Origin of the sequence: Tenacibaculum discolor (genome assembly GCF_003664185.1) — a bacterium.
GTDB lineage: Bacteria > Bacteroidota > Bacteroidia > Flavobacteriales > Flavobacteriaceae > Polaribacter > Polaribacter discolor.
Genome location: NZ_RCCS01000007.1, coordinates 197,825 through 218,724 on the forward strand (window position 1 = coordinate 197,825; position 20,900 = coordinate 218,724).

The following is a 20,900-nucleotide window of genomic DNA, read 5'->3' on the forward strand; positions in this document are numbered from 1 at the left end:
ATAAATTAGCTACTCGTAATTTTTACAGATGATAAGTACCCTAAAGAAAAAATCTATTCAGAAAGTATACGACAAATTAGTTGTAAAAAAAGAGAATACCCCACATAAAGAAACTAAAGTTAAAAGTGTGGCAATATTGTTAGATAATGAAGCTTTAGTAAATGTAGTAATAGCCAACTTAACAAACATTTTTCCTTTTCAAAAAGCAGATATAAGAGTACTAGTTTACAAAGAGTACTCAAAGAAAGAAGAGCCATCTACAGAGTTATTTACCGAAAAAGATTTTGGTTTCAAAGCGAGTTTAAAATCCGACAATTTAAAAGATTTCGTTAAAAACAAATATGACCTACTCATAAACTATACAAAAACGTCAAACTTATTAACGAATATGGTAACTTTGTTGTCACAAGCAGATTTTAAAGCTGGTTTTGCAGAAATTGATGACAGATTGTACGATATAGTAGTGTCTGATACTAGTTTTAACGAAGCAGTTTTAAATCAAGAATTAAAAAAATACCTAACGATTTTAAATAAAATATAATGCAAAAGTTTGTAGGAACTGGAGTAGCTTTGGTAACTCCCTTCAATGAAGATTTAAGTGTAGATTTCGAAGCACTTAAAAAGTTAGTAAATTACAATATTGAAAACGGTACAAACTATTTAGTAATAAATGGAACTACTGGAGAAAGTGCAACAATTACTAAAGAAGAAAAAATTGAAATAATAAAAGTAATTGCTGAAGAAAATAAAGGACGTTTACCTTTAGTTTTAGGTGTTGGAGGAAACAACACACAAACTGTTGTAGAGGAATTACAATCTTTAGACTTATCTGAAATAGATGGAATTTTATCAGTAGCTCCATACTATAGCAAACCAACGCAAGAAGGATTCTATCAGCACTATAAAGCAATTTCTTTAGCGAGTCCTAAGCCAATTATTATGTATAATGTTCCTGGCAGAACAGCAAAAAATATGGAGCCAGCAACAACTTTACGATTAGCAAGAGATTTTGAAAACATTGTTGCAGTTAAAGAAGCAGGAAACAATCAACAACAATACTATGAGTTGTTAAAAGACAAGCCAGAAGATTTTTTAGTGATTTCTGGTGATGATGATTTGGCTGTTGGAGTAGCTTTAGCAGGTGGAGCAGGAGTTATTTCTGTAATTGGGCAAGCATTACCTAAAGAGTTTTCAAAAATGATTCAGTTAGGATTAGAAGGGAAAGCAAAAGAGGCTTACGATATACACTACAAACTAATGGATATAGTAAATCTAATTTTTGAAGAAAATAATCCTGCGGGAATTAAAGCAGTATTACAAAAATTAGGAATCTGTTTAGATGAAGTACGTTTACCATTAGTAACAGCCTCAGAAGAATTACAAACAAAAATATCAGACTTTATAGATAATCTATAAAAGATGCATATAGAAAACAAGGAGTTAAAAAGGCTATAGTTTCATATACTATGGTCTTTTTTTAGTTAGAATATTATTTCCATTATTTTTTTTACTAATTAAAAAGCCCCTAAAAAGGGGCGTTTGAAACTGTAAAATATAGAATAGGATTAGTTTGGGTTGTCTTCACAAACTACTTCCATAACCCAACCCCAACCGTCATGAACCATTCTTTCATAACAACATACAGGTTCGTCACAGGCTTCTTTAAGATAATCTAAACCACCATGCACGGCTTTTTGCTCATTACTGTTTAAAATTTTCCCTAAACTTTTTAAATTTTTCATATTAAAGTTTTTATAATTAGATATGCTTTGGTCATTTTAAGGCACCCAAAGTTTATGCCTATAATTTTCAAAACTCATTTACCATGAAATAAATAAGTTTTGCTAGGTTATTCTTTTATTAAAATTTGTTTCCAGAAAATAATTTTTGATTATTTATCCTTCAAGAATGCAATTTTATTTCAATAAATGTATGGAAACAAAATGAAAGTTTTTCTATTTTTAATAAATTTTAACGTTTGTTTAAAAGATTACAATAGATTAAATTACTTTATTTTTAAGCCAATATAAAAGGTATAATAACAGACATATTTTAAAAAGTAGCATACTTTTTATAACTGTAGAGTATGGTATTTGCTTTTCACCTAAGCATTTTTTTAGCATCTTTGTATAAAGATGTAATTTTTAAAGTAGAAAATATGTTATCAAAAGTAATAGAGCAGGCATTAAACGACCAAATAAGAGTAGAAGCAGAGTCATCACAAGTATATTTAGCTATGGCATGTTGGGCAGAAATTCAAGGTTTTGAAGGTGTTGCACAATTTATGTATGCACATTCAGATGAAGAGCGTATGCACATGTTAAAATTAATAAAGTTTGTAAATGAACGTGGCGGACACGCACATATTTCTGATTTAAAAGAACCACCAGCAAAGTTTGGGTCTTTTAAAGATATGTTCCAAACATTATTTGATCATGAGGTAATGGTATCTAAATCAATAAACGATTTAGTACATATTACATTACAAGAAAAAGATTATGCAACCCATAACTTTTTACAATGGTATGTATCTGAGCAAATAGAAGAAGAAGCATTGGCACGCAACATTTTAGATAAAATTAACCTAATTGGAGACGATAAGGGAGGACTGTATCTATTTGATAATGATGTTAAACAAATAGTAGCTCAATCTGCTGCTGGAGCTCAGCAATAAGATTAACAAACATTTAGGAGTTCTTTGGAAAAATTATAACAGATTTTGTAGTTTCTTGTTAATCTCATTTATGAGATAAAAAATCGTTTTAATAATCCATAATTAATCACTAATTTTGCCAGATGCAAAAAATGAAAAATCTAGCGTATATTGCTGTAATGCTTTTAGTACTTTCTTCATGTGGAGAATATCAAAAAGTATTGAATAAAGGAACTGTAGAAGAACAATACAAAATGGCTGTAAAAATGTACGAAGCTCAAAAGTACAGTAAAGCTTTACGTTTGTTCGAAAAAATAACACCATCATACAGAGGGAAACCTCAAATGGAGCGTATTCAATTTATGGTTTCTCAATCTAACTTTAATGAGAAAAATTATGGGTTAGCAGGATATTACTTTAATAGATTTACAGGAAATTATCCCAAAAGTTCAAAAAGAGAAGAAGCAGCTTTTTTATCAGCTTTAAGCTATTACAAAGCAGCACCTAGTTATAGTTTAGATCCAACGGATACAAACAAAGCGTTAGAGGCTTTTCAAAAATTTATTGATAATTACCCAGATTCAGATAAGATAGAAGAAGCTAACAAGTATCATGCGGAGTTAAGAGCAAAACTTGAAAAGAAATCTTTTGAAATAGCAAAAACATATTATAGAACTGCTGATTATGACTCTAGAAATTATAAAGCGGCTATTGTAGCTTTTGATAATTTATTAGAAGATTATTTAGGAACTAAGTATAAAGAAGAAGCTTTATACTACCGTTTAAAAGCAGCGCATGATTTTGCAATGAAAAGTACGCAACGTAGAAAAGCAGAAAGAATTAAAGAAGCAGTCAAAGCGTACGATAAATTAAAAAGAAACTTTCCTGAATCAAAATTCATGGAAGAGTCAAACGAAATGCTAGCAGCATTAAACAAACAACAAGAACAATTAGCTAAAAGTTAAAAAATGGATTATAAAGAAACGAAAGCGCCGTTAAGTACTATAACTTATAATAAAGAAGCTATCGAGGCTCCAACGCATAATATTTATGAAGCTATTTCTATCATAGCAAAGAGAGCTACACAAATTAATTCTGATTTAAAAAAGGAATTAGTTGATAAGTTAGATGAGTTTGCTACTTATAACGATAGTTTAGAAGAAGTTTTTGAAAACAAAGAGCAAATCGAAGTTTCTAAATTTTATGAGCGTTTACCTAAGCCACATGCTATAGCTGTAGAAGAGTGGTTAAATGGTAAAGTATATTATAGAACTCCAGAGACAAAATAATATGTCTGTACTAAGCGGTAAAAAAGTTTTACTTGGTGTTACCGCCGGTATAGCGGCATACAAAACAGCGAGCTTAGTTCGCTTATTTATAAAATCAGGCGCAGAAGTCAAAGTAATTATGACTCCTGCGTCTAAAGATTTTATAACACCTCTTACACTTTCCACCTTATCAAAAAATCCAGTTCATTCTACTTTTTATGATAAAGAAGATGAAAATGAATTGTGGAATAATCATGTAGATTTAGGTTTATGGGCAGATTTAATGTTAATTGCCCCAGCTACAGCAAATACCTTGTCTAAAATGACAAATGGCACATGTGATAATTTATTATTAGCAACCTATTTGTCAGCTAAATGTCCAGTGTATTTTGCACCTGCGATGGACTTAGATATGTATCAACATCCATCAACAAAAACTAGTTTAGAAAGTTTACTAAGTTTTGGAAATATATTAATTCCTGCTACTTCAGGAGAATTAGCAAGTGGGTTGGTTGGAGAAGGTCGTATGGCTGAACCAGAGGATATTGTTGACTTTATAGAAAATGATATAGTATCTAAATTACCACTTCGTGGGAAAAAGATGTTAATAACAGCAGGTCCAACCTATGAAGCGATAGATCCAGTACGTTTTATTGGAAACCACTCTTCAGGTAAAATGGGATTTGAAATAGCAAAAACAGCAGCTAATTTAGGAGCTGAGGTGTTTTTAGTAGCAGGTCCATCACATCAGCAGGTAAATCATTCTTTTATTCATAGAATAGATGTTAAGTCTGCACAAGATATGTATGAAGCATGTCATAAGTATTTTGCTGAGGTTGACATAGCTGTATTATCGGCAGCAGTTTCAGACTATCGACCAAAAAATGTAGCTACTCAAAAAATAAAAAAGAAAGAAGCAGCGTTAAGTATTGAGTTAGAACCAACTAAAGATATCTTAAAATCTCTAGGAGAAATTAAGAAAAAACAGTTGTTAGTTGGGTTTGCATTAGAAACGAACGATGAGGTACAAAACGCAAAAAGTAAGCTTACACGCAAAAATTTAGATTTTATTGTATTAAATTCGTTACGTGATAAAGGTGCTGGTTTTGCAACCGACACTAATAAAATTACAATTATTGATGCTGATTTTAACGAAAAATCGTTCGATTTAAAATCGAAAAAAGCAGTGTCAAAAGATATCGTTAACGAAATAATACAAAAATTAAATGCGTAAGTTTTTCTTTATACTTTCTCTTCTTTCAGTTACTTTTTCTTCTTATTCACAAGAGTTGAATGCTACTGTAATTATCAATTCAGATAAAGTACAGAGTAGTAACAAACAAGTTTATCAAACGCTACAAAAAGCGTTAACTGAGTTTATTAATGATAAACAATGGACGAATAGAAACTTTAAGCAACAAGAACGTATCAATTGTGCATTTAACATCATTATAAATGAGCAAAATGGGACTAATTTTTCAGCTACTTTACAAGTACAGTCAACTAGACCTGTATATAATTCAACCTACGCTACACCTGTTTTAAACATTAATGATACAAACTTTAACTTTCGTTATAATGAGTTTGATCCGTTAATTTACAATCCAACTATCTACGAATCTAATTTAATCTCAACAATTGCTTTTTATGTGTATACAATATTGGGAGTTGATGCAGATACTTTTGCTTTAAAAGGAGGAGAGAATTACTTGAAGCAAGCAGAAAATATTATGTTGTTAGCACAGTCTAACGGAGAGTCTGGTTGGCAAAATCAAGTAGGAAAACAAAATCGATTTGCTTTAATAGACAATTTATTGTCTTCTAAATTTAGTGCCTTAAGAAGTATATACTACAATTACCACCGTAACGGTTTCGATAATTTTGCAGACAATAAAAATTCAGCTAAAGAAGCAATTGAAAAAAGTGTTTTAGATTTAGACAAACTGCACAATATTACTATTGGTAATTATATGATTCGCGTTTTCTTAGATGCTAAAGGAGATGAAATAGTAAATGTTTTTTCTGATGGAACTGCTTCAAGAAACCAATCACAAATGATTACGGTTTTGAATAAAATTGCTCCAACTTATAAAGATAAGTGGAAAAATATTCAGTAAAAGGGCTTTGTTATTAAACCATTAAATACAACGTTTATAAGCTGTTGAAAAATCAATAGACTTCCTTTGTTTTAGCTTGATTTAATTCATTCAAAATCCTTACTTTTATTCTTCACAAAAGAATAGAATTTGCTTACACATTTATCTATACATAATTATGCGTTAATCAATCAGTTAACGATTGATTTTACAAAAGGTTTATCTATCATTACTGGTGAAACTGGAGCAGGAAAATCCATTTTATTAGGAGCTTTAGGTTTGGTAATGGGTAATCGTGCCGACTTATCTTCTTTAAAAGATACTGAGAAAAAGTGTATTATTGAAGCACAGTTTTCGGTAGAAGGATATGCTTTACAAGAGTTATTTGAAGAGTTAGATCTCGATTATGAACAAGAAACCATAATTCGAAGAGAAATTTTACCATCTGGTAAATCAAGAGCTTTTGTTAACGATACGCCGGTTACATTATCGGTGTTAAATGCTTTGAAAACAAAGCTCATTGACATTCATTCGCAACATCAAACCATACAGTTGTCAGATGTGTCTTTTCAATTCTCTGTTATTGATGCCTTGGCAAAAAATCAGGCTAAAATAGCATCTTATAAAAGAGGTTTGCGCACGTATAACAAATTACGAAAAGAGCTGAAAGCACTTCAAGAAGAAACTGAAAAATCAAAAGAACAATACGAGTACAACTTACACTTGTTTAATGAGCTTGAAGAAGCGAACTTAAAAGAAGGAGAGCAAGAAATTTTAGAAGAAAAGTTAGATAAATTAAATAATATTGAAGAAATAAAGTTGAATTTATCAGAAGCTTTAGGTGTTTCGATTAATGAAGAAATAGGTATTCAAACTTTGCTAAATTCTTTAGAAGGAAGACTACAAAAGATCAGTTCTTTTTCTAAAGAATATGAAGAGTTAGCGAATCGTGTAACGAGTGTGAAAATTGAATTAGATGATGTAGTTACCGAGTTAGAAAGCGCAAATGAAGAGGTAGAGTTTAATCCTAACGAAATTGAAGAGCTCAATGATAGGTTACAATTAATTTATAACCTTCAAAAGAAACATTCAGCATCAACTATAATAGAATTGCAAGAAATTCATGCATTATTATCAGAAAAGGTAGCACAAGTTGAAGATGCTGGAGGAATAGTGGCTCAAAAAGAAGGAGAAATTAAAGATGTAGCTAAAAAGTTAGATGAAGTAGCGAAGATGATTACTACTTCGAGAAATAAAGTAATTCCAAAGTTGAAAAAAGAATTAGAATATCTTTTATCAGAATTAGGAATGCCAAATGCTCGTTTTGCTATTGAATTACTATCTTTAGAAGAATACTTATCAAACGGAAAAGATAACTTACAGTTTTTATTTTCAGCTAATAAAGGGGGGAACTTTGGAGAGTTAAAGAAGGTAGCATCAGGAGGGGAATTGTCTCGAATTATGTTATCTATAAAAAAAATATTATCTGAAAACATACAGTTACCAACTATTATTTTTGATGAAATAGATACTGGAGTATCAGGAGAGGTGTCTAATAAAATAGCAAAAATAATGCAAGATATGAGTGCTCATATGCAGGTAATAACCATTACACATTTACCTCAAATAGCTTCAAAAGGAGTACAGCATTATAAAGTGTTTAAAGGTGAAGAAAAAGGGGTAACAACCTCTAATTTAAAGTTATTGTCAGAAGACGAACGTATTAGAGAAATAGCAGAAATGTTAAGTGGAAAAGATGTTTCTGAGAGTGCTTTAACTCATGCAAAAGAATTATTAAATTAAGAGTATATTTGCTTTTAAAACAAACAACGATAGACTAAAATATTTTAAATATGTATAATTTATTAAAAGGGAAAAAAGGAATTATTTTTGGAGCATTAGATGAAAATTCTATTGCATGGAAAGTAGCTGAACGTGCTCACGAAGAAGGAGCAGAGTTTGTATTAACCAACGCACCAATAGCAATGCGTATGGGAGGTATTAAAGATTTAGCAGCGAAGACAGGATCAGAAATTATTCCAGCTGACGCAACTTCTATGGATGATTTAAACAATTTGGTTGAAAAGTCTATGGAAATTTTAGGAGGTAAAATCGATTTTGTTTTGCACTCAATCGGTATGTCAGTTAATGTACGTAAAGGGCGTCATTATACAGATTCTAAATACGATTTTACAACTAAAGGATGGGACGTTTCAGCGGTATCTTTTCATAAAGTAATGAACGTTTTATATAACAAACAAGCCATGAATGAGTGGGGAAGTATTGTTGCATTAACTTATATGGCAGCACAACGTGTATTCCCAGATTACAATGATATGGCTGATAACAAAGCGTATTTAGAAAGTATTGCACGTAGTTTTGGATATTTCTTCGGAAGAGATCACAAAGTACGTGTAAACACAATATCTCAATCACCTACACCTACAACTGCAGGACAAGGAGTAAAAGGATTTGACGGATTTATTTCGTATGCTGAAAAAATGTCTCCATTAGGAAATGCAACAGCATTAGAATGTGCTGATTATACAATCTCATTATTCTCAGATTTAACTAAGAAAGTAACATTACAAAACTTATTCCACGATGGAGGTTTCTCTAATATGGGAGTGAGTGATGCGGTAATGGAAAGATTTACTGAAGAATAAGATCTTTATAGAAATAGAATTATAGATAAAAAGCAAATCGTTAGATTTGCTTTTTTTATTGATAGTTATAATATGAGCAATATTTTACACATTGAAAAAGAGTTAGCACCGTTAAGGAAGCAACTAAAGGAACATGAACTATATAACTCGTTAGAGCATATTGACGATGTAAAATTATTTATGGAATCGCATGTATTTGCTGTGTGGGATTTCATGTCACTATTAAAAGCGTTACAAAGAGAGCTTACCTGTGTAAAGTTACCTTGGTTACCTGCTGTAAATACCAAAACGGCACGTTTTATCAATGAAATTGTTTTAGGTGAAGAAACTGATATTAATGAATTAGGAGAACCAAAGAGTCACTTTGAAATGTATATTGATGCGATGCGTCAAGCAGGAGCTAGCATTGATGAAATTTCAAACTTTATTTCAGGTATTATTGATGGAAGACCAGTTGAGGAAGCAATGCAAAATTGTTCAATTATTGAAGAAGTAAAAGACTTTGTAAACTTTTCTTTTGAAGTAATTAAAACAAATCAACCACATATTATAGCATCGAGTTTTACTTTTGGTAGAGAAGATGTAATACCAGATATGTTTTTAGAAATTGTAAAAAATACTGAAGAAAAAGAAGGAAGTTCTTACAGTAAGCTTAAATATTATTTAAACAGACATATTGAATTAGATGGAGATGAACACGGACCGTTATCGTTACAAATGATAGAAGAGTTGTGTGGAGAAGATCAACAAAAGTGGGATGATGTGTTGTTTTATGCTAAGGAATCTTTGGAGAAAAGAATACAACTTTGGAATGGAATAGCTCAACAAATTAAACAAAGAGCTTAGGTTATAATGGACTTAAAGTTTTCAATAATAGTACCTGTTTATAATCGACCACAAGAGGTTGATGAGTTGTTAGAAAGCTTAACCAAACAAGGTTTTCAAGATGATTTTGAGGTATTAATTGTTGAAGATGGTTCTGAAAATTTATCTGAAGAAATTGTAAAAAAGTACACTTCACAACTCAATCTAAACTATTTTTATAAAGAGAATAGTGGGGCAGGAGCAAGTCGTAATTATGGAATGCAAAGAGCATCAGGAAACTACTTTATTATTTTAGACTCCGATGTTATTGTTCCCCCACAATACCTTTCTGAAGTTAAAAAAGCATTAGAAGAGAATTATACAGATGCTTTTGGAGGTCCAGACGCAGCACATCCTAATTTCACTGCTTTACAAAAAGCTATTAATTATTCGATGACTTCGGTGTTAACAACTGGAGGAATTAGAGGAAAGAAAAAATCCGTAGGAAAATTTCAACCTAGAAGCTTTAACTTAGGGCTATCGCAGATAGCTTTTAGTAAGACAAGAGGTTTTGATAATCTCAAGGTTGGTGAAGATATCGATTTAACTTTCCGCCTATGGGAAAGTAGTTTTGAAACACAATTAATAGAAAATGCTTTTGTATACCACAAACGTAGGAGTACTATTAAGCAGTTTTTTAATCAAACCTTTTCTTTTGGAACAGCAAGACCTATTTTAAACAAAAAATATCCTGAAACAGCAAAATTAACCTATTGGTTTCCGAGTTTATTTATTATTGGAATTGATATTGCGATTATAGCACTATTTTTTGGGTATTGGCAGTTGTTAATTTTTTATGGAGGGTATTTTACTTGTATTTTTCTAGACTCTCTAATTCAAAATAAAAACCTAAAAGTAGCTTTGTTGAGCATAGTGACGACTATTACTCAGTTTTATGGTTATGGATTAGGCTTTTTAGAATCTAAATTTCTAAAAAAATAAAAGCTCCCAATTTCTTGAGAGCTTTTAAAAAAATTAAATAATTTCTTTTATGTTTTCTGGCGGTCTGCCTACTACAGCTTTATTTCCATTAATTACAATAGGTCTTTCTATTAACTTTGGATTTTTAGCCATTGCTGTAATAATCTCAGCGTCTGATAGTTCTTTTCCTTTATATTCCTCTTTCCAAATTTTTTCATTTTTACGAACTAAATCAATCGGAGAAATATTTAAAAGATTAATAATTTCTTTTAATTCTTCTTCAGAAGGAATAGTATCTAAATATTTTACGGTTTTAAACTCTTTACCAGAGTTTTCTAAAATTTCTAAACCTTGTCTTGATTTAGAACAACGTGGATTGTGGTATATTTTTATCATTTTAATGAGTTTTATAGTTTTAATCTTCTTTTTGTCCCATCATCATTAAATAAGCTTTTAAAAACGGATTGATATTTCCGTCCATAACCGCATCTACATTTCCTGTTTCATGAGCGGTACGTACATCTTTAACTAACTTATATGGGTGCATTACGTAATTACGAATTTGGCTTCCCCATTCATTTTTCATCTTATTTGCTTCAATTTCATCACGAGCAGCTAAACGTTTTTGTAATTCAATTTCATACAATTGTGATTTTAACATTTGCATAGCTGTAGCTCTGTTATCGTGTTGTGAACGAGAGTTAGAACATTGAATTTGAATTCCTGTTGGTTTATGTAATAATTGAACCTTAGTTTCAACTTTATTTACATTCTGTCCTCCAGCTCCACTAGAACGAGCTGTGGTAATTTCAATATCAGCAGGATTAACTTCTATTTCAATTGAATCATCAGCAACAGGGTATACATATACAGAAGCAAATGAGGTGTGACGTTTTGCATTACTATCAAAAGGAGATATACGAACCAAACGGTGCACGCCGTTTTCACCTTTTAACCATCCGAAGGCATAATCACCATCAAATTCTAAAGTAACCGTTTTTATACCAGCAACATCACCCTCTTGGTAGTTTAAAGTTTTTATTTTATAACCTTGCTTTTCTGCCCACATGGTATACATACGAGTAAGCATCTCTGCCCAATCACAACTTTCTGTTCCTCCTGCACCAGCTGTAATTTGTATCGTAGCACTTAAACTATCACCTTCTTCAGAAAGCATGTTTTTAAATTCAATATCTTCTAAGAAAGTAGCTGTTTTTTTAAACTGTGTTGTAAGTTCATTTTCATCAACATCACCTTCTTTATAAAAGTCATATAGTACAGTTAAATCATCATTCATAGCTAGAACAGCATTGTAATCTTCTACCCATTTCTTTTTAAAACGAAGTAATTTCATTACAGCTTCAGCCTCTTTCGGGTTGTTCCAAAAATTGGGGTTAGCTGTTTTTTCTTCTTCATTTGAAATTTCAATTAACTTCTTGTCAATTTCTAAATATCCTTTTAACTTGCCAATTCGTTCAGCGATATTTTTAAGCTGTTCGTGTGTAATCATAAATGCAAAAATACATTTTATAAATCGTAGTTAGAAATGGAAATAAACTTAATAAGTGATACTGTAACGAAGCCAACTAAAGGAATGTTGGAAGCAATGATGAGTGCTAAGGTAGGAGATGATGTTTTTAAAGCAGATCCAACAGTAAATTTACTACAAGAAAAAGTAGCTGATATGTTTGGAATGGAAGATGCTTTATTTTTTCCTTCGGGAACCATGGCAAATCAAACTGCGATAAAAATTCATACACAGCCAGGGGATAGAATGTTTTGTGATAAATGGGCACATGTATATAATTATGAAGGAGGAGGAGCTGCATTTAATGCGGGGGTAACTTCTTGTTTGATTGATGGAGATAGAGGAATGTTTACAGCTAAACAGTTAGATGGTTTAGTTGGAGGAAGAAATGATATCCATACTCCATACAGTAGATTAGTTTGTGCTGAAAATACTACAAATAAAGGAGGTGGTGCTTGTTGGGATTTTGAAGAATTGCAAAAGATTCAAAAAGTAGCTAAAGCAAATGATTTGGCATATCATTTAGATGGAGCACGTTTATTTAATGCCTTGGTAGCAAAAAATGAAGCTCCAAAGCAATATGGAGAGTTATTTGATACGATTTCAATTTGTTTGTCAAAAGGATTAGGAGCTCCTGTAGGATCTGTATTAGTGGGTAGTAAAGCTCATATTGAAAAAGCATTACGTGTACGTAAGTTATTTGGTGGAGGAATGCGTCAAGCAGGTTTTTTAGCAGCAGCTGGAATTTATGCTCTAGATAATCAGGTAGAACGTTTAGCTGAAGACCATCAGAAAGCAAAGGAAATAGGAACTGTTTTAGAAAAATGTTCGTACGTAGTAAAAGTGGAACCTATAGAAACGAATATTGTTATTTTTTATGTTGAAGATTCAATAAATCCAGATGACTTTATGAAAAAGATGGCAGAAAGAGGTGTATTACTAATTTCAATGGGTGAAGGAAAAATCCGTATTGTAACACATTTAGATTATACGGATGATATGCATGAAAAGCTACTAGAAGAATTGAAAGCGTTTTCAGAGTAAATTAAAAAAAGAGGTTGTCAACGACCTCTTTTTTTAATTTACTTGTTCAAGCTTCGCTAACTCTTTATAGTTTTTATTCAACTTTCGTAGTAAAATACCATATAGTAGTTGGTAAAATAACCAATATAGACCTATAATTATAATTATAAGGAAAATAGAAACAACAATTACAGTTATATAAAAAGTAGCAGTATGAGCATGCTCTTCGTTTAAAAGGGTTTGAGTTATGGTAATAAGGGCAACAATAAAAACAAAACTTAAATTAATAAAAACATAAGCTTTAACTGTTTTACGAGTTTTTAAAATTTTAGACATTAAAACTTTAGTGTTATCTGAAGTAGAAATACTTTTGTAGTTTTTATAAAAACGTATTAAGAAATAAATGATTATTAAATAAGAAAGTATCTCAATTTCGAGCATGTAATTTCCTATAAAATGACCTTTTAAAGCATCATAATCATTAGGATTGACTCTAAAGAAACAATTAATAACAGCTACAAAAATGAACTCTAAAAGGCCAATAATAAAAATCCATTTTACTATTGATGATGACTTGGAGTGTGCCATTCTATAGATATCAACCCTAGAAACTTTGTTAGTTTCTTCTGATTGATTACCCCAAGCTTTTTTATATTTATCTAAATCTAAATCCATTTATAACTATGGGTTTAATACTTTTTTCAATTTATCTTTTGCTCTATTCATTTTCACACGAGCATTTACCTCACTAATACCTAAAGTTTCAGAGATTTCTTTGTAAGGTTTATCTTCTAGGTATAAAAAAATTAATGCCTTATCAATATCATTTAATTTACGGATAGCACCATACAGAGCTTTTAACTGTACCTCCTCAGTATCATCATACTCTTCAGCTTTAATTTTAAAAGAATAATCTGTAAAATCTTGTGTTTTTATACTTCTTGTTGATTTTCTGTATAAAGAAATAGCAGTATTTAATGCTACTCGATACATCCAAGTGCTAAACTTTGCATCTCCTCTGAACTTACTATAGTTTTTCCATAACTGAATGGTAATTTCTTGAAACAAATCATTATGAGCTTCTTGGTTAGTAGTATAAATCCTACAGACCTTATGCACAATGTTTTGATTGGCTTCGAAATCAGTTAAAAATTTATTTTCTAATTCTTTTTTCACTAAGTTTAGTAGAGTTGATATGTTATAAGTAGCTCAAAAATACAAATTGTTACAGCTCATCCTAAAAATAATACAACTCAGTTTGTTTTTATTTTAGAAATAAAGTCTTTGATGAATATTTGTGTCATAATTAACCATAAAAAATAACACGATGAAAATCTTAATACACATTTTTGTTATAGCAATTTTGTTTACTATTGAAACAGTGTCAGCTCAAAACAAAACAATTACAGCAACAGTTGTAAACGTTACTTCTGACAAAGGAAAAGTAAAGTTCGCTTTATACACTAAAGAGAACTTTAGAAAAGAACCATTGGAAGCTAAAGAATCACTAGTAAAAGAAGGAAAAAGCACTGTGGTTTTTGAAAAAGTACCTGTTGGTGAGTATGCTATTATTTGTTTTCATGATGCAAACAATAATAATAGAATGGATTTTGAACCTAACGGAATGCCTTTAGAAGATTATGGTGCATCAAATAATAATTTATCACGTTTTGGACCACCTCAATATGATGCCGCAAAATTCTTAGTTAAGGATAAAGATGTATCTTTCGATATTAAATTTTAATGAACTAAGGTAAACTTAAGTTTGTAGTAAATAAAAGAAAAGAAATGAAGACACCATTAAAAAAAACACTTAAGAACTTAAAAAATGATATTTGGATTTGTACAAAGCTTACAATCATTTTTGGTGTTGTTTTTACTTTAATAAATCAAGCATTTACGTTAAAAGAAGCTGGATTGGTGTTTTTGTTTTCAGCAATGTATTCTTTTATTTTAGGACTAGGCAATGGAGTTATTAATGACTACTTAAGTGAAAAGTGGGATTGGGTTTCACAAACCAATCAAAGAGTTTGGGCAGGTATCATAACAACAATAAGCTACACTGTAGTGGCAGTATTATTAATCCATTACGTGCAATACTTTGTTATTTTTAATAACAATATAGATAACTTTTTTAAAGGTCAGTTTTTATGGATGCATTTATTTGCAATTATACTTTCATTAGCCATCGCTGTGTTTTTCCATGCAAAAGATTTTATGGTAAACTGGAAGGCATCGGTAAAACAAGAAACCACACAGCATGAAATAGTAGCTAAAACAGAAACAGCAAAGTTTGAAACCTTAAAGAGTCAAATAGATCCACACTTTTTATTCAATAGTCTAAATGTACTAACCTCTTTAATAAGTGAAAACCCAAAGCAAGCAGAAAAATTTACTACAAAATTATCTAAAGTATATAGGTATGTATTAGAGCAACGAAATAAAGAATTAGTACCTATACAAGAAGAATTACAATTTGCTAAGACGTATATGGAATTATTACAAATGCGTTTTGAAGAAGCTGTACAATTTAATATTCCAGAAGAAGTAAGTAATCCCGATTTAAAAATAGTTCCATTATCTCTTCAATTATTATTAGAGAATGCAGTAAAGCATAATGTAGTTTCTTCAACTAAACCTTTAGAAATAAAGATTTTTGAAGAAGAAGGCTTCTTAAAAATTCAAAATAATATTAATCCAAAAGAAGCTATAGGAAAAAGCACAAAAGTTGGATTAAGAAATATAGCAGATCGTTACGGTTTAATAACTGATAAAAACGTTCAAATAATTAATAACAATAAAACATTTACAGTGTGTTTACCACTGTTAATTAATATAAAAGATAGTATCATGGATACAAAAAGTTTAGAGAATAGTAACTACGTAAAAGCAGTAGAAAAGGTAGAGAAACTAAAAGAGTTTTACCAAAATTTAGTTTCGTATTGTATAGTCATTCCTTTTTTAATTTTTATAAACCTTAAAACATATTCAAAATTTCAATGGTTTTGGTTTCCAATGATAGGTTGGGGAATAGGACTAGTTTTTCATTATTTAGAAGTAAATAATTATAGTTTATTCCTAGGAAAAAACTGGGAAGAACGTAAGATTAAGGAATTAATGGATGATGATAAAAACTATAAGTAAAATGAAAAAAGATCATACAATAGAGTATAAATACGCAAAAGCAAAAAAGAAAGTAGAAAAAATTAAAGGTTTTTATGTTCACCTTATAGTAACAGTACTAATTATACCCGTTTTGATTTTTATAAACTTAAAGTTTGTACCCAGTTATCATTGGTTTTATTACCCAATAATAGGAATGTTAATAGGTGTGTTTTTTCATTGGCTAGGAGTTTTCGGAATAGAAAAAATAGGGTTAGGAAAAGATTGGGAAGAACGAAAAATTAAAGAATTTTTAGAAAATAATAACAATGGAAAATAATTATACAGAAGAGAAAAAGTATTTAGAAGCAAAAAAGAAAGTAAAACAGGTTAAAGGGTTTTATGCTCATGTTTTAGTAAATATAATTTCAGTAATTATTATTGTTTTAGTGAATTTAAAATTCTCACCTTATTATCATTGGTTTTGGTTTCCAGTTATAGGGATAGTACTAGTTACTTTTATTCATTGGATGCTAGTTTTTGGAGTTAATGTATTAGGTTTTGGAAAAGATTGGGAGGATAAGAAGATAAACGAATACCTAAATAAAAAGGATTAGTATGGAAAATGATTATAAAGAAGAACATAAATATTTATTAGCTAAAAAAAGAGTAGAAAAAATAAAAGGATTTTACTGGCACTTGGCAGCGTATGTAATTGTGAATATATTTATTTCAGTCGTAATTATTATGGGATTGATGAATGAAGATAAATTAACTTTTACAAAATCAATAACCAATTTTGGGGTGTATGCTACTTGGCTTTTTTGGGGGATTGGAGTTTTTTTTCATTGGTTAGGAGTATTTGGAACCAATATGTTTTTTAATAAAGATTGGGAACAACGTAAAATACAAGAGTATCTAGATGAATTAAAAAAGAAAGAAAATGGAAACTTTAAATAGAGAACAACAATATATAAGAGCTCAAAGAAGAGTAGAAGAAATTAAAAAATTTTACAAACATTTGGTGGTTTATATACTAATAAACTTAGTTTTTATAGGAAGAAGAATATATAAAGATATTGTTTATGGAGATGAGTCAGTAATGGAGGCCTTTTTAGATATAAACAACTACAATTTGTTCTTTTGGTGGGGAGTTATAGTATTTTTACACGGATTTAATGTTTTTGCAAAAGGAAAACTTTTTTCTAAAAAATGGGAAGAGCGAAAGATTAAAGAATATATGAACAAATAATTGCTAAAAATAAACCAGACTATGAATGTTATAATTATTGAAGATGAAAAGCCAGCTGCAAGAAGGTTAAGTAGAATGTTAGCGGAACTAAACATAGAAGTTCAGCAAATGTTGCATTCAGTAGAAGAGTCGATTAATTGGTTTCAAAATAATACTCATCCAGATTTGATATTTTTAGATATTCAGCTTTCAGACGGGTTATCATTTGAAATTTTTGAAGAAGTAATAGTAAAATCAGCCATTATTTTTACCACTGCTTATGACGAATATGCATTAAAAGCATTCAAGTTAAATTCAATAGACTATCTATTAAAGCCAATAGATGAAGACGAGTTAAAAATAGCTGTAGATAAGTTTAAAGAACATCAACCTTTACAAAGTAACATTCAAGTCAATATAAATGACATTCGTAAGCTATTAATTAATCCAGTTGATAGAAAGTATAAAAAACGATTTACTATAAAAGTAGGACAGCACTTAAAAATAATTAATACAGAAGATATTGAATGCTTTTATTCGGAAAATAAAGCAACTTATATACAGACCAATTCCAACAGAAACTATTTGATAGATAATTCTTTAGAATACTGGCAAGAAGAGTTAGATCCAGAGCAGTTTTTTAGAGTAAATAGAACATTTATAGTACATATAAATGCTATAAAAGATATTGTGTCTTATACAAACTCACGCTTACAACTAAAATTAGAATCTTATGAAGACTCAGAAATAATTGTAAGTAGAGAGCGTGTAAAAGATTTTAAAAACTGGATTGACTAGCTTAAAGGTTTATAATAAAAGTGGTTTTCAAAGTTTTTAGTTACAAAATACTGGGAAGGTTTAAGATTTGTAAAACTTTGAAATTCTTTAATAAAATGACTTTGGTCGTAATAACCATTATCTAAAGCAGTAGACAAATAATGTTTGTTACTCGATAGCAATACTTGTTTTACAGTTTTTTGAAGCCTAGTGATTCGTTGAAATTTTTTAGGAGAAACGCCAAACTTTTGTTTGAACAGACGTTCAAATTGACGGTAACTTAAGTTACTATGATAGGCTAATTCGTGAAGAGATATTGAATTAAAGTTTTTGTATAGAGTTTTAATTATCAAATCCCAATTAACGATAGTAGAAAAATGATGTTTTTTTAATTGATTGCATAGAAAGAAATCAATTAGTTTAATTTTTTCTTCTATACTAGGTAATGAATAAAGAATTTCTAAAAGCTCTCTACCTTCATTATTCCATATTCCTTCTACAGACAAATATTGATTAACAATTTGTGTATGAGGTATGGAAGTAAAATGTCTAAAACCGCCACTATGAAAACGTACAGAAATATAATTTACATTGTTAGTTGAATCAAAAATTAATTTTTCCCTCGGACAAATAATATGAGCAACATCTAATTTTTTGTTATTGATAGATAAAGGGGTATCAATATGAAAAAGTACTTCTAAACCAGTGCCTGGTAAAATTAAAGGAAGACTTTTGGTTTGAGAACAAACAAAATACCTATCAATATAAGGAGATAGGTATTTTGATGGCTTATAGTGTTTTACACTCATTTAAATTAATAAATATTTATAATAGGCTCTTTGGTAATTAAAGGAGTAATATTCTTTATAAATTGATGAAAGTGTGCAGAGTTATTATGTGCATCTACAGCTTTGCTATCAATATACTCTTCATAAAACAAATAATTACCTTCGCTAAATAGGTCTTTATGTAATTGATAGGTAATACATCCTGTTTCAGTGTTACTCGTTTTTACCATTTCTACAGCCAATTTCAAAAAATCGTTTTCTTTTCCTTGTTGAATTGTTATTTGAGCTATAATTACTTTTTGCATTGTGATGAATTAAAATTAAAACTCAAAAATACTGTCAAAGGTTTCTTATAAATTGTAAAAAAACGACATCTTAAAATTCTAACGGGTTAAAACATCCTTAAAATTTTTAGTAGCTAAAATATTTCTAAATTCATTAATTTTAACTTTAGAATCAGGATGTATGTCGTTTCCGTCTTCAGTAAACCAAGCATGAGTACTACCAAGATAGTTCATACCTAAATATTTAGCACTTTCAATAAAAGGCATTTCAAAACCATTTCTACGGTCATCAGCCCATGAGTTACTAATCATAGCCATATTTTTACCACGTAATTGTCTTCCTAACTCTTTCTTATATTTTAGTAGGTCAGACAATCTATCAAAAAAAGTTTTTAAAGTAGCACTCATGGTATACCAGTAAACAGGAGTAGCAAATACAAGAGTGTCGTACTTGTTAATAATTTCTTCCATTAGGGGAATAAAGTCATCACCAGCATTAGAGAAGTCGTATTCAAACACACCAATATTTTTGGTTTTTAAGTCAACAAAATCAAAAGATTCATTACTGTTGAGGTAGTTAATCACTTTATTAGTGTTTCCTGTACTTTTAGAGCTAGCTTGTATAATAATTGTTTTATTCATCTGTTGTTTATTTGGAAGTAAAGCTCAAAAAAATAAATAAAGAAATATTTTAGATTTAATTGTAATAATTGATAATAACCAAGAAAAAATCAATTAAAAAACTCTATATTTTTGTACTTTTATACTATATAAAAAGCGAATGAACACAAATACCTATAAATTTTCTAAAAAAAGAGAGTTAAAAGAATTTTCAACTAAAGAAGTTGTCGATAATGCTAAGAAAAAGCTAAAAAAATCAAGAAAAAAGATTAGTGATTTACAAGACACTATGTATGCAGAAGGTAAGTATAGTGTTTTATTGTGCTTACAAGGAATGGATACAGCGGGAAAAGACAGTTTAATTCGCGAAGTTTTTAAAGATGTAAATGCGCGTGGAGTAGTGGTACATAGTTTTAAAGTACCAACAGATTTGGAGTTGAAGCACGATTTTTTATGGCGTCATTATATAGCATTACCCGCAAAAGGAAAAATAGGAGTTTTTAATCGTACACATTACGAGAATGTTTTGGTAACAAGAGTGCATCCAGAGTATATATTTGCAGAAAATATTCCGACAGTAAAAAGTTTAGATGATTTAACTGATGCTTTTTATCATAGTAGAATGGAACGTATTAATCAGTTTGAAAAACACATATCAGAAAACGGAACTATTATTTTAAAATTCTTTTTAAATGTATCTAAAGAAGAACAAAAAAATAGGTTATTACGTAGGTTAAATATTGAAGAAAAAAACTGGAAATTTTCTGCTGGTGATCTTGAGGAACGAAAGTTGTGGGATAAATATCAAGAGTGTTATGAAGATATGTTACAAAGAACATCTACAGATAACGCACCTTGGTATATAATACCAGCTGATGATAAACCAACAGCACGTTACATTGTAGCAAAAACGTTAGAAGAAGAGTTAGAAAAATATAATTTTAAAGAGCCTACACTTCCGCAGAAAGTGTTAGACCAAATAGATGAATTCAAAAAAGAATTAAATAACGAATAAAGAGTTAGAAAGTACAAAGCTGTAAAGTATAGATAGAGAACATACCAACTTTTTAATATTAAA

The 20,900-nt window shown here is 30.0% G+C and carries 28 protein-coding genes; 20 read left to right on the forward strand and 8 right to left on the reverse strand.

Translation table 11 applies throughout. The features are described from left to right. Positions 1–28 precede the first annotated feature (28 nt). Both C8N27_RS09385 and dapA read left to right on the forward strand, forming a co-directional pair. Positions 29–541, forward strand: coding sequence for a DUF6913 domain-containing protein (locus tag C8N27_RS09385; RefSeq protein ID WP_121147149.1), 513 nt, complete (start codon positions 29–31; stop codon positions 539–541). Then, on the forward strand, positions 541–1,416 hold the full coding sequence (gene dapA, locus C8N27_RS09390; protein ID WP_121147150.1) for a 4-hydroxy-tetrahydrodipicolinate synthase: 876 nt from the start codon (positions 541–543) through the stop codon (positions 1,414–1,416). The genes C8N27_RS09385 and dapA overlap by 1 nt, the downstream gene beginning before the upstream one ends. A gap of 149 nt (positions 1,417–1,565) precedes the next feature. Here dapA and C8N27_RS15925 read toward each other — a convergent pair whose 3' ends face one another. After that, positions 1,566–1,742 (reverse strand): hypothetical protein, encoded by a 177-nt coding sequence (locus C8N27_RS15925; protein ID WP_164723450.1) that lies wholly within the window; start codon positions 1,740–1,742, stop codon positions 1,566–1,568. Positions 1,743–2,158: 416 nt separating this feature from the next. Between C8N27_RS15925 and C8N27_RS09395 the strand changes: the two genes are divergently transcribed. The 9 genes from C8N27_RS09395 (at position 2,159) to C8N27_RS09435 (ending at position 10,489) form a co-directional block, all read left to right on the forward strand. After that, a complete protein-coding gene (locus tag C8N27_RS09395; protein WP_099216412.1) occupies positions 2,159–2,674 on the forward strand; it encodes a ferritin in 516 nt (171 codons plus the stop codon). A gap of 131 nt (positions 2,675–2,805) precedes the next feature. Further along, on the forward strand, positions 2,806–3,618 hold the full coding sequence (locus C8N27_RS09400; RefSeq protein ID WP_244174740.1) for an outer membrane protein assembly factor BamD: 813 nt from the start codon (positions 2,806–2,808) through the stop codon (positions 3,616–3,618). Positions 3,619–3,621: 3 nt separating this feature from the next. Next, the gene (locus tag C8N27_RS09405; RefSeq protein ID WP_099216414.1) at positions 3,622–3,942 is read left to right on the forward strand and encodes a DNA-directed RNA polymerase subunit omega; all 321 of its coding nucleotides are present in this window, start codon (positions 3,622–3,624) and stop codon (positions 3,940–3,942) included. Position 3,943: 1 nt separating this feature from the next. After that, positions 3,944–5,155 (forward strand): bifunctional phosphopantothenoylcysteine decarboxylase/phosphopantothenate--cysteine ligase CoaBC, encoded by a 1,212-nt coding sequence (coaBC, locus tag C8N27_RS09410; protein WP_121147152.1) that lies wholly within the window; start codon positions 3,944–3,946, stop codon positions 5,153–5,155. Beyond that, positions 5,148–6,038, forward strand: a complete 891-nt coding sequence (porD, locus tag C8N27_RS09415; RefSeq protein WP_121147153.1) for a type IX secretion system protein PorD — start codon at positions 5,148–5,150, stop codon at positions 6,036–6,038. The genes coaBC and porD overlap by 8 nt, the downstream gene beginning before the upstream one ends. A gap of 129 nt (positions 6,039–6,167) precedes the next feature. After that, positions 6,168–7,820, forward strand: coding sequence for a DNA repair protein RecN (gene recN / locus C8N27_RS09420; RefSeq protein WP_121147154.1), 1,653 nt, complete (start codon positions 6,168–6,170; stop codon positions 7,818–7,820). Positions 7,821–7,870: 50 nt separating this feature from the next. Further along, positions 7,871–8,683: an enoyl-ACP reductase FabI gene (locus tag C8N27_RS09425; RefSeq protein WP_099216418.1), complete on the forward strand. Its 813-nt coding sequence runs from the start codon at positions 7,871–7,873 to the stop codon at positions 8,681–8,683. Between the two features lie 72 nt (positions 8,684–8,755). Then, a complete protein-coding gene (locus C8N27_RS09430) occupies positions 8,756–9,529 on the forward strand; it encodes a DUF3050 domain-containing protein (protein ID WP_121147155.1) in 774 nt (257 codons plus the stop codon). Positions 9,530–9,535: 6 nt separating this feature from the next. Then, the gene (locus C8N27_RS09435; RefSeq protein ID WP_121147156.1) at positions 9,536–10,489 is read left to right on the forward strand and encodes a glycosyltransferase family 2 protein; all 954 of its coding nucleotides are present in this window, start codon (positions 9,536–9,538) and stop codon (positions 10,487–10,489) included. A gap of 33 nt (positions 10,490–10,522) precedes the next feature. On the opposite strand, the gene arsC is transcribed toward C8N27_RS09435, so the two are convergent. Further along, positions 10,523–10,864 (reverse strand): arsenate reductase (glutaredoxin), encoded by a 342-nt coding sequence (arsC, locus tag C8N27_RS09440; RefSeq protein WP_121147157.1) that lies wholly within the window; start codon positions 10,862–10,864, stop codon positions 10,523–10,525. A gap of 19 nt (positions 10,865–10,883) precedes the next feature. Continuing rightward, the gene (gene prfB, locus C8N27_RS09445; protein WP_121147158.1) at positions 10,884–11,978 is read right to left on the reverse strand and encodes a peptide chain release factor 2; all 1,095 of its coding nucleotides are present in this window, start codon (positions 11,976–11,978) and stop codon (positions 10,884–10,886) included. Positions 11,979–12,014: 36 nt separating this feature from the next. Between prfB and C8N27_RS09450 the strand changes: the two genes are divergently transcribed. Next, positions 12,015–13,040, forward strand: coding sequence for a threonine aldolase family protein (locus tag C8N27_RS09450; protein WP_121147159.1), 1,026 nt, complete (start codon positions 12,015–12,017; stop codon positions 13,038–13,040). A gap of 33 nt (positions 13,041–13,073) precedes the next feature. On the opposite strand, the gene C8N27_RS09455 is transcribed toward C8N27_RS09450, so the two are convergent. Then, on the reverse strand, positions 13,074–13,694 hold the full coding sequence (locus C8N27_RS09455; RefSeq protein ID WP_121147160.1) for a DUF8845 family protein: 621 nt from the start codon (positions 13,692–13,694) through the stop codon (positions 13,074–13,076). A gap of 6 nt (positions 13,695–13,700) precedes the next feature. After that, positions 13,701–14,195, reverse strand: coding sequence for an RNA polymerase sigma factor (locus tag C8N27_RS09460; RefSeq protein ID WP_099216427.1), 495 nt, complete (start codon positions 14,193–14,195; stop codon positions 13,701–13,703). A gap of 151 nt (positions 14,196–14,346) precedes the next feature. Here C8N27_RS09460 and C8N27_RS09465 point away from each other — a divergent pair, with 151 nt between their 5' ends. The 7 genes from C8N27_RS09465 to C8N27_RS09495 are packed head-to-tail and all read left to right on the forward strand — an operon-like array spanning position 14,347 to position 18,150. Next, positions 14,347–14,763, forward strand: coding sequence for a DUF2141 domain-containing protein (locus C8N27_RS09465; RefSeq protein ID WP_121147161.1), 417 nt, complete (start codon positions 14,347–14,349; stop codon positions 14,761–14,763). A 44-nt stretch (positions 14,764–14,807) separates the two neighbouring features. Further along, a complete protein-coding gene (locus tag C8N27_RS09470; RefSeq protein WP_121147162.1) occupies positions 14,808–16,163 on the forward strand; it encodes a 2TM domain-containing protein in 1,356 nt (451 codons plus the stop codon). 1 nt (position 16,164) lies between these two features. Beyond that, positions 16,165–16,461, forward strand: coding sequence for a 2TM domain-containing protein (locus tag C8N27_RS09475; RefSeq protein ID WP_099216482.1), 297 nt, complete (start codon positions 16,165–16,167; stop codon positions 16,459–16,461). Beyond that, positions 16,451–16,738 carry a 2TM domain-containing protein gene (locus C8N27_RS09480; protein WP_121147163.1) on the forward strand — a complete coding sequence of 96 codons (288 nt, stop codon included), beginning with the start codon at positions 16,451–16,453 and terminating at the stop codon, positions 16,736–16,738. The genes C8N27_RS09475 and C8N27_RS09480 overlap by 11 nt, the downstream gene beginning before the upstream one ends. 1 nt (position 16,739) lies before the next feature. Then, the gene (locus C8N27_RS09485) at positions 16,740–17,081 is read left to right on the forward strand and encodes a 2TM domain-containing protein (protein ID WP_099216430.1); all 342 of its coding nucleotides are present in this window, start codon (positions 16,740–16,742) and stop codon (positions 17,079–17,081) included. Then, positions 17,065–17,373: a 2TM domain-containing protein gene (locus C8N27_RS09490; protein ID WP_099216431.1), complete on the forward strand. Its 309-nt coding sequence runs from the start codon at positions 17,065–17,067 to the stop codon at positions 17,371–17,373. The genes C8N27_RS09485 and C8N27_RS09490 overlap by 17 nt, the downstream gene beginning before the upstream one ends. A gap of 21 nt (positions 17,374–17,394) precedes the next feature. After that, a complete protein-coding gene (locus C8N27_RS09495) occupies positions 17,395–18,150 on the forward strand; it encodes a LytR/AlgR family response regulator transcription factor (protein WP_121147164.1) in 756 nt (251 codons plus the stop codon). On the opposite strand, the gene C8N27_RS09500 is transcribed toward C8N27_RS09495, so the two are convergent. The 3 genes from C8N27_RS09500 to C8N27_RS09510 all read right to left on the reverse strand — a co-directional run bounded on the left by C8N27_RS09500 (position 18,147) and on the right by C8N27_RS09510 (position 19,843). Then, positions 18,147–18,938: a helix-turn-helix transcriptional regulator gene (locus tag C8N27_RS09500; RefSeq protein ID WP_121147165.1), complete on the reverse strand. Its 792-nt coding sequence runs from the start codon at positions 18,936–18,938 to the stop codon at positions 18,147–18,149. The two genes, C8N27_RS09495 and C8N27_RS09500, sit on opposite strands and share 4 nt — an antisense overlap. A 5-nt stretch (positions 18,939–18,943) precedes the next feature. After that, the gene (locus C8N27_RS09505; protein ID WP_121147166.1) at positions 18,944–19,222 is read right to left on the reverse strand and encodes a putative quinol monooxygenase; all 279 of its coding nucleotides are present in this window, start codon (positions 19,220–19,222) and stop codon (positions 18,944–18,946) included. A gap of 78 nt (positions 19,223–19,300) precedes the next feature. Next, on the reverse strand, positions 19,301–19,843 hold the full coding sequence (locus C8N27_RS09510; RefSeq protein WP_121147167.1) for a flavodoxin family protein: 543 nt from the start codon (positions 19,841–19,843) through the stop codon (positions 19,301–19,303). Positions 19,844–19,982: 139 nt separating this feature from the next. Between C8N27_RS09510 and C8N27_RS09515 the strand changes: the two genes are divergently transcribed. Next, positions 19,983–20,837 (forward strand): PPK2 family polyphosphate kinase, encoded by an 855-nt coding sequence (locus tag C8N27_RS09515; protein WP_121147168.1) that lies wholly within the window; start codon positions 19,983–19,985, stop codon positions 20,835–20,837. The last annotated feature ends 63 nt before the right edge of the window (positions 20,838–20,900 follow it).